Annotated in this window: 15 protein-coding genes; 12 read left to right on the top strand and 3 right to left on the bottom strand. The window is 40.9% G+C overall.

Going from position 1 to position 13,446, the window contains the following annotated elements; translation table 11 throughout:
* The first annotated feature begins 5 nt into the window (after nucleotides 1-5).
* The 4 genes from NST25_RS11330 to NST25_RS11345 are packed head-to-tail and all read left to right on the top strand — an operon-like array spanning nucleotide 6 to nucleotide 2,251.
* On the top strand, nucleotides 6-593 hold the full coding sequence (locus NST25_RS11330; protein ID WP_076130342.1) for a histidine phosphatase family protein: 588 nt from the start codon (nucleotides 6-8) through the stop codon (nucleotides 591-593).
* Nucleotides 590-1,015, top strand: a complete 426-nt coding sequence (locus tag NST25_RS11335; RefSeq protein WP_340394018.1) for a hypothetical protein — start codon at nucleotides 590-592, stop codon at nucleotides 1,013-1,015. Before NST25_RS11330 ends, NST25_RS11335 begins: the two co-directional genes overlap by 4 nt.
* A 9-nt stretch (nucleotides 1,016-1,024) precedes the next feature.
* Nucleotides 1,025-1,435 (top strand): DUF2809 domain-containing protein, encoded by a 411-nt coding sequence (locus NST25_RS11340; protein WP_340394020.1) that lies wholly within the window; start codon nucleotides 1,025-1,027, stop codon nucleotides 1,433-1,435.
* Between the two features lie 24 nt (nucleotides 1,436-1,459).
* Complete coding sequence (locus tag NST25_RS11345) at nucleotides 1,460-2,251, top strand: lipid II flippase Amj family protein (protein ID WP_036689792.1); 792 nt, start codon at nucleotides 1,460-1,462, stop codon at nucleotides 2,249-2,251.
* Between the two features lie 24 nt (nucleotides 2,252-2,275).
* Here the strand turns inward: NST25_RS11345 and NST25_RS11350 are convergent, their stop codons facing one another.
* Nucleotides 2,276-3,085 carry a hypothetical protein gene (locus NST25_RS11350; RefSeq protein ID WP_340394022.1) on the bottom strand — a complete coding sequence of 270 codons (810 nt, stop codon included), beginning with the start codon at nucleotides 3,083-3,085 and terminating at the stop codon, nucleotides 2,276-2,278.
* 204 nt (nucleotides 3,086-3,289) lie between these two features.
* On the opposite strand from NST25_RS11350, the gene NST25_RS11355 reads away from it, so the two are divergent.
* Together NST25_RS11355 and NST25_RS11360 are read left to right on the top strand one after the other, a co-directional pair.
* Entirely contained in the window at nucleotides 3,290-4,147 is an 858-nt protein-coding gene (locus NST25_RS11355) for an SDR family oxidoreductase (RefSeq protein ID WP_076193852.1), read from the top strand.
* A gap of 369 nt (nucleotides 4,148-4,516) precedes the next feature.
* Complete coding sequence (locus NST25_RS11360; protein ID WP_076130337.1) at nucleotides 4,517-4,918, top strand: DUF4265 domain-containing protein; 402 nt, start codon at nucleotides 4,517-4,519, stop codon at nucleotides 4,916-4,918.
* 84 nt (nucleotides 4,919-5,002) lie between these two features.
* Here the strand turns inward: NST25_RS11360 and NST25_RS11365 are convergent, their stop codons facing one another.
* Nucleotides 5,003-5,980, bottom strand: coding sequence for an alpha/beta hydrolase (locus NST25_RS11365; protein ID WP_340394025.1), 978 nt, complete (start codon nucleotides 5,978-5,980; stop codon nucleotides 5,003-5,005).
* Nucleotides 5,981-6,135: 155 nt separating this feature from the next.
* On the opposite strand from NST25_RS11365, the gene lepB reads away from it, so the two are divergent.
* The 3 genes from lepB to NST25_RS11380 all read left to right on the top strand — a co-directional run bounded on the left by lepB (nucleotide 6,136) and on the right by NST25_RS11380 (nucleotide 8,979).
* Nucleotides 6,136-6,633 carry a signal peptidase I gene (gene lepB, locus NST25_RS11370; RefSeq protein WP_076130335.1) on the top strand — a complete coding sequence of 166 codons (498 nt, stop codon included), beginning with the start codon at nucleotides 6,136-6,138 and terminating at the stop codon, nucleotides 6,631-6,633.
* 184 nt (nucleotides 6,634-6,817) lie between these two features.
* Nucleotides 6,818-7,855, top strand: a complete 1,038-nt coding sequence (locus NST25_RS11375) for an HD domain-containing phosphohydrolase (RefSeq protein ID WP_076187005.1) — start codon at nucleotides 6,818-6,820, stop codon at nucleotides 7,853-7,855.
* A 263-nt stretch (nucleotides 7,856-8,118) separates the two neighbouring features.
* The gene (locus NST25_RS11380) at nucleotides 8,119-8,979 is read left to right on the top strand and encodes an alpha/beta hydrolase (RefSeq protein WP_076187007.1); all 861 of its coding nucleotides are present in this window, start codon (nucleotides 8,119-8,121) and stop codon (nucleotides 8,977-8,979) included.
* Between the two features lie 82 nt (nucleotides 8,980-9,061).
* On the opposite strand, the gene NST25_RS11385 is transcribed toward NST25_RS11380, so the two are convergent.
* Complete coding sequence (locus NST25_RS11385; protein WP_076130332.1) at nucleotides 9,062-9,379, bottom strand: MazG-like family protein; 318 nt, start codon at nucleotides 9,377-9,379, stop codon at nucleotides 9,062-9,064.
* Between the two features lie 97 nt (nucleotides 9,380-9,476).
* Between NST25_RS11385 and NST25_RS11390 the strand changes: the two genes are divergently transcribed.
* From NST25_RS11390 to NST25_RS11400, 3 genes are all read left to right on the top strand, one after another.
* Nucleotides 9,477-10,055: a TIGR00730 family Rossman fold protein gene (locus tag NST25_RS11390; RefSeq protein ID WP_076193859.1), complete on the top strand. Its 579-nt coding sequence runs from the start codon at nucleotides 9,477-9,479 to the stop codon at nucleotides 10,053-10,055.
* Between the two features lie 765 nt (nucleotides 10,056-10,820).
* Nucleotides 10,821-11,570, top strand: a complete 750-nt coding sequence (locus NST25_RS11395; RefSeq protein WP_076130330.1) for a GTP pyrophosphokinase family protein — start codon at nucleotides 10,821-10,823, stop codon at nucleotides 11,568-11,570.
* Nucleotides 11,571-11,727: 157 nt separating this feature from the next.
* A complete protein-coding gene (locus tag NST25_RS11400) occupies nucleotides 11,728-13,353 on the top strand; it encodes a glycoside hydrolase family 9 protein (protein ID WP_340394026.1) in 1,626 nt (541 codons plus the stop codon).
* Nucleotides 13,354-13,446: the final 93 nt, after the last annotated feature.

A 13,446-nucleotide genomic window follows, 5' to 3' on the forward strand; every position in this document is an offset into this window, starting at 1 on the left:
GCCTCATGAAGACATACATTTATATGGTTAGACATGCAGTGTCACCTTTTGTATTAGGGAACGAGCGGGAACGGGGATTATCCGAAAAAGGACACGCAGACGCTTATAGAATCAAAGAGCTTTTGGCGGAGGAGAAAATTACATATTTTGTATCCAGCCCATATAGACGAGCCGTAGAGACAATTAAATATTTGGCAGAAGCTTCGAACCAAGAGATTGAACTGTATGAAGAACTCAGAGAACGAGCAATCGGAAGTGTCGAGATTGAAATCAGTGAAGATGATTTTCTGCAGGGCATTCGGACATCGTTCAACGACAAGCAATATAAAATGCCGGATGGAGAGAGTACCCAGGAAGCACAAGAGCGTGCAATTCCTGTTATCAAGCAATTAATTCAACAGCATAAAGGCGGAAAAATCGCATTAGGTACGCATGGGAATATCATGACCATTATCCTGAATTACTTCGATAAGAAGTATGGATATGAGTTCTTTGAACAGACGTCCAAGCCGGATATTTATAAGCTGGAATTTGAAGAATTGGAGCTTACCCATGTGGAGCGGCTGTGGGACTCCGAAGTGCTGAACAGATGAAATATTTTATAAAGCTGAATGCACTAAGCGTACTTTATGCCTTTATGTTGTTTGTTGTAATAGAGCTGCCATTGAATATTTATCGAATCAGCAGAATTTCCGGCTTGGAGCTGGGTAAAGTAGATACCTTGCTGTTTATCTTCAAGCTTGTGTTATTTTTATTATCTTCTATAGTATTTATTTGGCTTACAAAGAAATATTTGAGCGGAAAAAAATCCATGTATTTCACTACGATCCTATGGTTTCCCTATTTGATTCTGTTCATTAGTTTATTCGCAACCTGGTTCCCAATCACAGAACCTGCAGAAAAACCTGCACCGGTAACAGGACTGATCATAATAGGGGCCATGATTATTTATCCGTTTTATATCGCAATGATTAGTATTATCGCAAGCATCAATTTTAAGTCAGAAGCTGGATAGAGGTTGGAAATGAGGATCAATGATCTGAAAGAAAGACTTTTTTATACTTGTATCTGCCTCGTTGTTATTGTATTGGGGTTAAGCTCTAGAGTATTCACGGATCAGCTGCCTTTGTTTGTATCTAGACATTTCGGAGATGCGCTTTGGGGCAGCATGGTTTATTTTATGTTTCGGGTCCTACTGGTAAATCAAAAGCTAAGGCTCGCCTTTGTATGTAGTTTGGTGTTTAGCTTCGGTATAGAATTTAGCCAGCTGTATCAAGCGGAATGGATCAACAGCATCCGTTCTACATTATTGGGTGGTCTAATTCTCGGAAAAGGATTCCTGTGGATCGACCTTGTTAGATATTTAGTGGGCATTGCCCTTTGTTATGGATTGGATCAATACTTTCACCAAAAGGTGCACCGAAATAATAAATAGTGTTTATTGGAGAGGAACCTTTAAATGGTAAATAGTTTGATTGTGGTATGCTTGCTTACGATGATTATTCACACGGCAGAAACCTTATCGTATTCGGTACGATACGCCGGAGTGAAGCTGAACAAGATAGCCATTGCGTTATCTCTCACAGGCATTATTGTTCTCGTCTCAAGAACTGCAAATATGATCCAAGCTCCACTGACGGCTAAATTCGTAGATTATGCCAAAATACATTCAGATTTTCCACTTCTTAATTACTTGAGAATTATATTATTGGCTTCTTCATTAGGGACTTTAATTGCCATTGCTGTGTTCCCTACCTTTGTAGGCTTGTTTGGGAGAATCATCTCTAAGCTTGAAATTGAGGGTTCTATCCCAAAACTGCTTACCAGTGTAACGATCGGGCAACTAAAGAACACAAGAAAATACATAAGAAAACCAAAAGTGAATCTATATAACTTCAGATACCTGGGGATTCCTAAACGTTTTATTGTGATGAATGTTTTTGTGACAGCCTTTTACACCGTAGGTGTCATATCATCTTTGTATGCTGCTCATCTAATGCCTCAATATAGCACGACTGCTTCTCAAGCTTCCGGACTGATTAATGGTATGGCGACTATTCTGCTGACCATATTTATCGACCCACAGCTTGGTCTTATTACCCATAAGGCTACTGAAAATGTAGAATACCGTGATCAGCTAGGAAAAATATATGTGGTATTGATGGGTTCACGATTTGTAGGCACTATATTTGCTCAGCTCCTAATTGTGCCTGCAGCCCAATTAATTAGTATGTTAGTGAAGCTGATTTGAGCCGGTGGGGGCGAATCATAATCATTAGGGAAGTTTAGATTCTGCTGCTCGTAGTGCTAGCGAAATCTTCTGTTCCCAGCTGTAAATATTCTGCTGCATGGAATGAATTCGTTTCATTTGCTCATAGGATGATTTCAGTTCTGTAGCGGCTCTAACTGCATCTCCTTGCTTAACAGCTGCTTTATATTGTTTGTCAGCTTCTGCGCGTACTTTCTGCGTGGCAGTGAGATTCTTACTTTCGGCAGTTATTTGTTTCTTTAAAGCAGTGATGGGTGCCAACGCATCTTTGACGGGTTTAAGCTTAGCAGCGGTTTGCTTGCGAGCGGCTGCCAAAGCGGTTGTTTTTGTCTTAATTTCGGCTCGGGCGAGGGTTACAGCAGCCTTTAGTTTATTACGCTTCAGGTCCAGCAATGTGACTGTTTTCAAGTCTTTAGCTTTCTTGGCTGCGGCAGACTGTTTACTGAGTGTGCTGTATTGTTCCAGAAGGGGAGCATGTTTCTTCTGAACTGAGCTAGCTTCTGAAGATAAGCGGCTTAACAGTGCTTGATCTGTTGACTGTATGACGGTACGAATAGATTTCAGAGCGTCATTATTCTGTTTGCGTAACTTCTGAATTTTTGAGTTATCTGTCTTGAGGGTGGCTTGAAGCGCGGTATAATTACCATGAAGACTGTTAATGTCATCCAGCGCGGAATCCCAGCCAGTAGCAGCAGACACAAGTGTGAGGTTACAGGTTAAGAAAGCTGCTACCAGCATTACTTGAGCCACCCATTTTAAATCCCTAATTCTGAAAATGTTCGTTCTACATCTGACGGTGTTTTTTGGCTTAAACATTCCTCTCAGCTCCTTAATGAATTAGTTAATATACGCAAAAAAGCACCTCCAAGATAGGCATTGACGCCTGTCTTGCGAGGTGCTTCTCCCGCACAGAAATATAAAAGATGCTCTTACTATAACTTGAAATTAATGGATAGTCAATAAACAATAGAACATTTGTTTGCTTGTTTTTATAATTGTGAAATACAAAGGGGAGTAAATATGAGTTCACATCTAGAGTATGGGCACGATCGAGTGGCTCTGATTACCGGAACCTCCAGTGGATTTGGACTGCTGACAGCGCTCAAATTAGCTGGACAGGGGTTTAAGGTGATAGCAACCATGCGTGATTTAAGCCGTAAAGGCGAGCTGGTGCTGCAGGCAGAGCAGGCAGGAATTTTAAAGCAGCTTCATTTAATGACCATGGATGTAACTGACAGCGATTCTATAGAGACAGCAATATCTTCAGTACACGAAACATTTGGAAGAATTGATGTTCTAGTCAATAATGCAGGTTTTGCCATTGGCGGTTTCATAGAAGAAATATCTATGGAGGAATGGCGGCGGCAAATGGAGACGAACTTTTTTGGATTAGTGGCTGTGACAACAGCTGTGCTGCCCATTATGCGAGAACAGCAGAGTGGCACGATTATTAATGTGGGAAGTGTAAGTGGATTATCCGGATTTCCAGGTTATGCGCCTTATGCAGCTTCTAAATTTGCTGTTGAAGGCTTCAGCGAAAGCCTGCGTCATGAAATGTCCCCTTATGGAATAAGGGTGGTATTAATTGAACCGGGCTCCTTCCGTACACCGATATGGGGAAAAGGCATGGAGCAAATTCGACGTAAGGAGGATTCTCCGTATAAAGCGCGTCTTGACGCTGTGCTACGATATTCCAAACATACTGCTGAGACAGCGCCTGACCCTAGTCAAGTGGCTAATCTTATCGGTCGTATTACCGAAATGAAAGCACCACGGCTACGTTATCCTATCGGCAAAGGTACGCGAATCTTAATTTTAGGCAAAACGCTGCTTCCATGGAAGTGGTTGGAGAGAATTATTGCGAAAGAATTGAGGTGATAGGATGGAGTCATCCATAAATTTAACAATCATTAAACTAATAGGTTATGTGTCCAGTTTGATGACCGTTTTTTTATGGCTAATTTTTATATTCATCAATCCTTATGCTGAGATTACGAATCGCTCCACTCTTGTGATTAGTATAATCATGTTGTTATTACCGGCGGGGTTATTAGCAATAGGTGTCTTTTTAAACAGAAGTCGGCTAATGCTGCTTGCATTTATCTGGAGTTTTCCCTACAGTTTATATATGTTATTAACACCCGGAATCTTTAGGTTGTTCGGGATTACGAGTCTAATGTATTTACTTTGTTTTGTGTTATTTAGAATGAACAAGATTAGATATTGAACAAGGATAGAGGTGTGCCGATGCTAGAATCGTCCGGAATCCATATCTGCTTCAACGCAGATGGCCGTGAAATAGAAATCCTCGATGTTACTCCATTTGGCAAAGATAAATTTCGAATTGAAGAGACACCGATTTTTAATCCGGCTGTTACAATGGGAGATATTATACAGGTGAAGGAAGAAAATGGAGTCTATTATTACCAAGAGACTGTTCAAAAATCTCCTTTCAAAAGATACGCTTGGCTGCTTAGTAAAGAAGCTGTTGATTCAACGGCCATTGCAGCTTTTAAACATAGAATTATAGAGAATGAAGGCAAATGTGAGTTGATCTTTGGCGGTTTGTTCGTCATTCATATTCCTAAGAATACTTCAATTGATGTTGATGGGGAAATGAATCGAATTATTGAGCGGTTCGAGATTTAAATACTAAGGAAAAAATGCTGCGTCATGAAATGCAAGGAAACTTGCACATGATGACCGCAGCATGGAGAATAGAAGAAACGCTTTTTATTTTATTTCTTCCATAAATGTCTTAAAATTTTCGGCGATTTCTTTTGATTTGGTATGGTGCAGATAATGTCCTGCATCAAGTTTTACCAATTTTCCGTGTACGGAATTTTTGACTTGCTCTTCATGCAATGATATCCAATCTTTTAAGAGAGTATCATCCCCTTGAACAAAGAGCAAAAGGGGGAGATCCTTTGGAAAAGTTGAATTTAGAGCCCCTTTATAATTAGAAGACATATTTTCCACTTCATTTAAGTTAGTGTAATTATAAGTGTTTCTAAGCGTAAGCAATCTCAATTGTTCTTTAGTTTCATCATCAAACGGCAATTCAGCATAGGGATTTCCACTTGATTTAAATAACAATCTGCCCAAGCCTGATTCTCTAAGTAGTTTTAATTTTCCTGTTGGTATTTTAACACCTATTCTGTCTTCCGTTGCAATACTATTATCAATCCCGACAAATGCACTCACTTCGTTTGGATATTTGTTCACATAATTCAAACTGTACATACCGGAAATAGAGTGTGCCATTAGAATATAACGGTCAATATTAAGCTGCTTTACAGCTTCATGAATTTCACTCACAATGTTTTCTGTGGTTCGCTCTTTTTCAGTTCTATCACTTAATCCATAACCGAAAGGCTCAATCACGACAACTTTGTAAAATGGAGATAGTTCATCTATTAACAGCTTAAAATCAAGTCCCGGTGCCACCGTTCCATAACCAGGTAAGAGCACGACTGTCTCTTCACCCTTTCCTTGAATCAAAACGTTCATATTTTTACCATCGACGCTTACAGACTGACCATAGGGTTTTATTTTAGCTTGGTCCGATTTATTGAGGAAAATATTAGCGACAAAAACAGTCACTAGAAAAAGTACTATTGCAGTAGCTAAAGCCCCTAAGGAAATAAGTATAATTTTCAGCGGTTTATTCATCCTTTTTTTAATAACCTCTTCTTCTGGTTTCAATCGCATCTTCTCCTGTTCTAATCGCTTTATTCTAGCTACCTTAATGAGTTGCTAAAGAAAGCTTACCCGATGAAGATGAACTATACATGACGACAATATGAACTGAATATGAACCAGCTAAAAAAGTTTGACTCTATAATATGAATGTGAGGTGAGCAATAATGTTGAAATTTATGAAGCAATGGTTGCCGAGTATTGTGATCGCAGTGGTTATTTCTTTGTTTGTTAGAACCTATGTTGCTGAAGCCATGAGAGTTCCAACGGGCTCTATGATCCCAACGATTCAAATCAATGATCGCTTAATTGTTGAGAAAATGTTATGGATGACCACACTGGAGCATGGAGATATTGTTGTATTTACGCCACCTGTAGCTGGTGATGAGAATAAAAGATATGTAAAAAGGCTAATGGGGCTGCCTGGAGATACCTTGGAAATTAAAGACGGCGCACTTTACCGAAATGGAGCGAAGGTTAACGAACCTTACCTCAATGAACAGATGGATTACACTTTTGGACCGGTTACGGTACCCGCCGATCATTATTTTTTTCTCGGAGATAACCGGAATATAAGCTATGATGCTCATTTGTGGGATACTCCATTTGTGTCGAAGGATAAGTTGATTGGGAAAGTAATCGCTGAATTTAGCAATCCCTTTTAGGTAGTGTGTAAGACGGATAAATGTAAGGCTTAATCTCTAAAAATAGATTTAGGGGTGCTGAAGTCGCGGGGGTCTTTTGAACTAACCGAGTGGTTTAATGAGTCTTTAACCATATTGTTACTTTGGAAGAATTTAGCTATCCTTAAGGTAAAATATACCTACATATAGTAAGGGGTGCTGAATTTTGAAAGCTCATGTCACAGATCTCAAACATGGCGATTGTCTAATCACAGATACATTCAATAGTGTTGGCCTACACGTGCTTCCGAAGGGGACAGTGGTCTACGGAGAAGAAATCACCATCCTGATGAGGCATCAAATTGATTATGTCGATATTGAACCACGCATGATGGTGCTGGATAATGAAGAAATGAATGTGGCACAAGGGATAGATGGTAATTTTGATCAAGCCATCCAAAACTATGAATCTATATTTCTGGAAGCACTCAGCAAGGGTAGCTTTACGCAGTCGGATGTTGATAATACGCTGCAGCCATTGCTGGAGAAATTGGATGAACAAAAGGATGTCGTTTCTTTATTATTGCTGCTGGAACGTGATGATATCAGTACATACAACCATTCATTGCAGGTCGGACTGTTATCTTTTTACATAGCGACTTGGTTAGGTCATACAAAAGCCGAAAGATTTGAGATTAGTAGAGCCGGTTATTTGCACGATATCGGAAAAAGCCAGATTGCTCCACATATCTTAAATAAGACGGATAACTTAACTCCCGAAGAATCAGAAGAACTAAAACGTCATACTTCGTATGGATACGACATTATCCTTAAATCGATGAATGACGAAAAGACCGCACTAGTGGCGCTTCAGCATCATGAATTCGAGGATGGTACAGGTTATCCTAACAATCTCCGTAAACAGGACTTGCACCCGTATACGCAGATTGTTGCTGTTGCAAATACTTATGTAGGCATGACCTTAGGAAGAGCGAATCAACCAAAACAAGGCCTGATTAACGTTCTGCGCAAGGTACATGAGCTTGGATTTGGCAAGCTGAATGGAAATGCGGTACAAGCTCTAATCGGACATTTATTGCCGAATTTTGTGGGTAAGAGCGTTCAGCTTAGCAATGGTGAGCAAGGTACGATTATTATGAATAATCCGTTGGATATTTTCAAACCTCTGGTAAAAATAAATGAGACTACGTTCAGAGACTTATCTAAAGAGCGTAATTTGACTGTTGAAGAAGTATTTATTTAACGAATATTTTTGTGGCGATAAATAGGAGGCTATCTCCCTGATCCGTAAAATCAGGGGATAGCTTTTTTGTGTTATAATCGAAATTGGGTTAAAAACCCTTCAATATGGAATAGGAGAGTGCTTATCGTGATTATCAAATTCATTCGTTTACGTTAATTTGAGGTGCAATTCAATGATGACATCATCCATTTTTTTGAAAATGTATTGAGTCTTATTTAACTGTGCATTCATTGATAAAATTCGAATGAAATGAGGAATGAACAATGAGCGAAAAAATAGTAAAAGTAAACGGAATTGATATATGTTCGGATAGTTTTGGAAATCCTAGCAATCCTGCGATATTGCTGATTATGGGTGCCACCTGTTCTATGGTTTATTGGGATGAAGAGTTCTGTCAGCGATTAGCAGATACCGGACGTTACGTTATTCGTTATGATAACCGGGATGTCGGACGTTCCGTTGTTTATGAGCCTGGGAGTTCCAATTATACCGTGATGGACATGGCAAATGATGCTGCTGGGTTACTAGACGCCTATAATATAGAACAGGCAAATATCGTTGGAATGTCCTTAGGCGGAATGATTGCGCAAGTCCTTGCTACACGTCATCCGCAAAAAGTTCTAACCTTAACCTTGATCGCATCAAGTTTTTTCGAATCTGACGATAATGATCGGAACTTGCCTCCTATGGATGAGCGGATCCTCGCATTCCATGCAAATGGAGCAACACTGGATTGGTCTAATGAGGAAGAGGTAGCCAATTATTTGGTTTCAGGTTCCGGCATACTCTGTGGTTCAAAACATAAATTCGATGAGAAAAGAGCGTATAAACAAGTAAGGCTGGAAATAAAACGTGCCAACAACTTGCTTAGCATGTTTAATCATTCTCTTCTTACAGGGGATGACGGCTACGAGGGCAAGGCAAAAAATATCATGGTTCCTACCTTGGTTATCCACGGCACAGAAGACACGGTGCTTCCTATAGAGCATGGCTTGGCGCTTGCGGCGGAAATTCCTGATGCGTCGCTTCTAACCCTGGAAGGAACGGGCCACGAAGTCCACCCGGATGATTGGGAAACAATAATCAAAGCCATTTCGAATCATACTTTAGGCGGTAAAGCTTAACAGGGCTTAAAGAGTAAAATAAAGAAGGGCTACAATTCGGTCTTGCCGATTGTAGTCCTATTTTTTTAGGATTACTTCGTCCCTAGGAATTAAATCGCTTCACTAATTTTTCTTTATGTGCAGTAAAAGCCTCTTCTAAAGTGATGCCATATAAGTCAGCTAACAATGCGATATTTCCGAGAACATCCCCGATTTCCTCAATCAAGTCGTTTTTCAGTTGCTCTGGAGTACGAGTCGATTCATCCGGTCGATCTCTGCCGATTTCATAGGAGCGTACAGCTCGAGCGACTTCACCGGTCTCTTCCATTAAGAATCCGACTCTTATAAAAGGACCATAAGTAGTCCAGCCTCGTTCTCCATAAAAATGATTAATCCATTTCTGCACATCATTAATTTCCATATTATGTAGCACTCCTTAATCTTTCACATGATTTATACTCCAACATATAGTATATTAGATAGCGGACATTATCAATATATAGTTTGGAGATGAGATTTTGAAATCAATATGTGTTTTCGCAGGATCGAATTTAGGGGTGCATGAGGATTATAAAGCTAAAGCTGTTGAACTTGGTAACTACATGGCTATGCATAATTATCGTTTAATTTACGGTGGTTCAAAAATCGGATTAATGGGTGAGGTCGCTAATGCTGTTTTGAATGGTGGAGGCGAGGTAATCGGGGTAATGCCTAGAGGATTATTTAATGGGGAAATGGTACATAGAGAGTTAACGCAGTTGATAGAAGTAGAGGATATGCATGGCCGTAAAGCAAAAATGGGAGAGCTGGCAGATGGCTTTATTGCTTTGCCTGGAGGGTTTGGAACGTATGAGGAGCTCTTTGAGGTTTTGTGCTGGTCACAAATTGGCATACACAAGAAGCCGGTAGGGGTTCTAAATATCAGGAATTATTTTGATCCTCTGATGAATCTGATACATAACAGTATCCAAGAAGGCTTCTCTAATTCTTCGCATCTAAGTCTGCTAAACGTATCCAACGAGCCGTTGGAACTCTTGACTCTTTTGAAGGAGTATGTTCCGCAAACGCTTGAGCAAAAGTGGAAACAGCTCAACTGAATAATGAAACTTTCAGTTTAATGATCGGGTACTCGGGTACACTGTGATCTGGACGTAAACCAACCGAAATCAGGCATTAGTTTCTCCATGACCTTTACCGCTGAGCGTTCGGACTCAGAAGGCGTTATTTGCACTTAGGTTACTTTGGGTTCTCGCGCGATTTGAACTATCCCCCATGCTTGTGAACACACTTTTCCGATGGATCGGACTCAGCTGACCTTATTTCTCCATTTCGAATGTTTTAGGCGAGCTATCGGACTATATTGCAGCTATTTACTCATAACCACACCGATTCAGCACTGTTACATGGTGATAAGAGCTATACGGTCCGATACTTCTGTAAAAATGACCCAAAAGCTCAAATAGCTGCAATACGGTCCGTAACATATTGAGGGTCTTTGGCTGGTTTGGTTATTTGGGTTACTTTAGTTTCTTGGGCATCATGGGTTTGGTTCTTAGGTTTATCTCCGTTTGAGCAGGGTTTCGGACTCCAGTGACGTTATTTCTTATGAAGAGGTTCATATTTTGTGTTTTTTTGCCAATAGCGATTATGGAGTCCGATAGCATCCCGATTATGGGATTATACTGTGTATAAGGTCAACTGGGTCCTATAGCGACTTCGCAAGTGGATTCGCGGCGCAAAAGGTACGTAATCAAACGAAGTGTGAGGTTTGGATTATGGCTACATTACCGCTGAATTTGAAATTCACTAGTGGATTGGCTATGATAAATATAGAGAAACGCTACAAGAGGAGAAATGAGATAATGACCCCCGAGAATCAAATCGAACAATTTAAGAAGCTTAAGCACGATATCACTCGTTTCATGTTAATTTATAAATTTGCATTGGATGAGATGGAAACGAAGATTGAGATCCTAAAACAGGAGTTTCAGTCTCTGCATGATTACAGCCCAATTGAACATACCAAATCGCGTATTAAGTCTCCAGAAAGTATCATGAACAAGATGCTGCGCAAAAATGGTGAATTATCGCTGGATTCAGTGAAAAATTGTATTAAAGACATCGCTGGTCTGCGGATCACCTGTTCTTTTATCTCTGATATCTATCATGTTAGTGAGATGCTTCAGAAGCAGGATGATCTAACGGTCCTTGAGGTAAAGGATTATATTAAGAACCCTAAACCTAACGGATATCAGAGTCTTCACTTGCTGATTCAAGTCCCTGTTTTTATGTCCGATCGTCAGGAGCTTGTCTGTGTAGAAGTTCAAATTCGTACCATTGCTATGGATTTCTGGGCAAGCCTCGAACATAAAATCTTTTATAAATATAATAAATCAGTACCTGAGAGTATGACTCGTGAACTGAAAAATGCGGCGGATGCCGCTCATGCCCTTGATCTGCAAATGGAGCGTCTGCACCGGGATATAAAGGAAATTAAAGACGATGATGAAGATGATCTTAGCTCCTTCGAGGAAGAGCTTCGCCGTATAGTGGTTCATAATAAGCAGTTCACACTTCCAGCTAACTTTATTAAATTGCTTGACGACAAATAAGCTGTTTTGTCCGCCTAGAGTTATCCGTTTCCTTTCGGGTGACTCTAGGTTTTTTTCTTGTATACATCATTGCCATAGATAACTAGAATAGAGTATTCTCAACTAGAAGAGAATGGTTACTTTAGCTTCATCATTTTTACATAAAAGGAGAATGAAGATGAGCGAGCGTACACTTCGCACCATTACTGTGAATCAAATCGGATATCCGCTGGATGGACAAAAGATCGCAGTATTTACAGGTACTGAGCATGATTTTCAGGTAGTTGATGTTGATAGTGGGACTATTGTGTTCAAAGGTAGTTCAGATGCTGGAAGATTTGATAAAGCCAGTGGAGTAACTTTGCACACAGGTGATTTCTCGGAGGTCAATACTGAGGGAAGATATCGGATTGAGCAGAGCGAGGGTGTAGCTTCGGCATCCTTTACAATCTCAGATCAGCCTTATCATGAGCTTCAACAGGGCTTGCTGAAAGCTTTCTATTATTATCGCTGTGGCGTTGAGTTGACTGAAGAATATGCTGGAGATTGGAAGCACAAGGCGTGCCATACTGCAAAAGGGATTGTATATGGGCAACCGGATCTTCAACTAGACTGTTCGGGTGGCTGGCATGATGCAGGTGATTATGGAAAATATAGCGGTCCCGGTGCGAAAGCTATCGCGGATATGCTGCTTGCCTATGAATTATATCCCTCGGCTTTTGTAAGCGCTATCCCATTGCCTGAAAGTGATGGATCTACGCCAGATGTGCTGCTGGAATGCAGGGTGGAGCTCGATTGGTTGTTTAAAATGCAAGACTCCGCAACAGGTGGTGTATACCATAAATTGACTACGTTAAGCTTTCCTGGTCTGGATGTTATGCCTGAGGACGATACAGCAGACCTGTACTTCTCACCATTATCTGCTACTGCAACTGGGGATTTTGCTGGTGTTATGGCTATGGCTGCAAGAGTGTACAAGCCTTTTGATGCTGCTTATGCGGGGAAATGTCTGGATGCTGCGGGGGCAGCATGGGAATGGCTTGTACAGCATCCAGATGTACCCGGTTTTACGAATCCGCCTGAGATTAGCACTGGAGAATACGGGGATGGAGTCGATAAGGACGAGCGGTATTGGGCAGCGGCGGAGCTGTATCGTACGACAGGGAAAGAGGAATATCATCAAGCTGTTCTGCAGCTAGTGCAGCTGGCTTTTCCAAAATACAGTTTAGGCTGGGGTGATATGGGGGGCTATGGCACTATTTCTTATCTGTTAAATGGTGAGGAGCAGGCAGACCGTGCTTTATATGCCTCGTTAAAAGAAGGGCTTGTTGCTGAGGCACAACGATTAGCGGAACAGAGTCGTGAGGAGGGCTATAGGATCTCCTTAAAAGAGGAGGACTATATCTGGGGCAGCAATATGCTAGTAATGAACAATGCAATGCTGCTGCTGGCGGCTGAATATTTTAGTGGAGACTCCGGTTTTGCGGACTGTGCCTTAGATCATCTACATTATCTGATGGGGCGTAACGTTCTGGATATCAGCTATGTTACCGGGTTTGGGGATCATGCCGTGATGAATCCGCATCATCGCCCTTCTGTAGGTGACCATGTGGCTGATCCGGTGCCGGGATTGGTGTCAGGGGGGCCAGATCGTGGGCTGCATGATGAATATGTAGTTGAGCATTTACAAGGAAAACCAGCTGCGCAGTGCTTTGTCGATCATGAGCTTAGCTATTCTACGAATGAAGTGACGATCTATTGGAATTCACCTGCGGTGTTTGTTGTGGCCCGTTTTAATCAATAAAAAGCAATAGTTCGAATAGGGAAAGACGTCCTGAAACTGGATGTCTTTCTCTTTTTTATAGCTGAAATGCTATAATACTAGACGGTATGCTAT

Source organism: Paenibacillus sp. FSL E2-0190, from assembly GCF_037992965.1.
GTDB classification, from domain to species: domain Bacteria; phylum Bacillota; class Bacilli; order Paenibacillales; family Paenibacillaceae; genus Paenibacillus_AQ; species Paenibacillus_AQ odorifer.

Excerpts from the sequence above, each read along its gene's own strand:
- NST25_RS11380 (WP_076187007.1), top strand. The coding sequence starts at position 8,119 with ATGAGCGAAAAAATAGTAAAAGTAAACGGAATTGATATATGTTCGGAT.
- NST25_RS11385 (WP_076130332.1), bottom strand. The coding sequence starts at position 9,379 with ATGGAAATTAATGATGTGCAGAAATGGATTAATCATTTTTATGGAGAA.
- NST25_RS11365 (WP_340394025.1), bottom strand. The coding sequence starts at position 5,980 with ATGCGATTGAAACCAGAAGAAGAGGTTATTAAAAAAAGGATGAATAAA.
- NST25_RS11330 (WP_076130342.1), top strand. The coding sequence starts at position 6 with ATGAAGACATACATTTATATGGTTAGACATGCAGTGTCACCTTTTGTA.
- NST25_RS11350 (WP_340394022.1), bottom strand. The coding sequence starts at position 3,085 with ATGTTTAAGCCAAAAAACACCGTCAGATGTAGAACGAACATTTTCAGA.
- NST25_RS11360 (WP_076130337.1), top strand. The coding sequence starts at position 4,517 with ATGCTAGAATCGTCCGGAATCCATATCTGCTTCAACGCAGATGGCCGT.
- NST25_RS11335 (WP_340394018.1), top strand. The coding sequence starts at position 590 with ATGAAATATTTTATAAAGCTGAATGCACTAAGCGTACTTTATGCCTTT.
- NST25_RS11345 (WP_036689792.1), top strand. The coding sequence starts at position 1,460 with ATGGTAAATAGTTTGATTGTGGTATGCTTGCTTACGATGATTATTCAC.
- lepB (WP_076130335.1), top strand. The coding sequence starts at position 6,136 with ATGTTGAAATTTATGAAGCAATGGTTGCCGAGTATTGTGATCGCAGTG.
- NST25_RS11355 (WP_076193852.1), top strand. The coding sequence starts at position 3,290 with ATGAGTTCACATCTAGAGTATGGGCACGATCGAGTGGCTCTGATTACC.
- NST25_RS11340 (WP_340394020.1), top strand. The coding sequence starts at position 1,025 with ATGAGGATCAATGATCTGAAAGAAAGACTTTTTTATACTTGTATCTGC.
- NST25_RS11395 (WP_076130330.1), top strand. The coding sequence starts at position 10,821 with ATGACCCCCGAGAATCAAATCGAACAATTTAAGAAGCTTAAGCACGAT.
- NST25_RS11400 (WP_340394026.1), top strand. The coding sequence starts at position 11,728 with ATGAGCGAGCGTACACTTCGCACCATTACTGTGAATCAAATCGGATAT.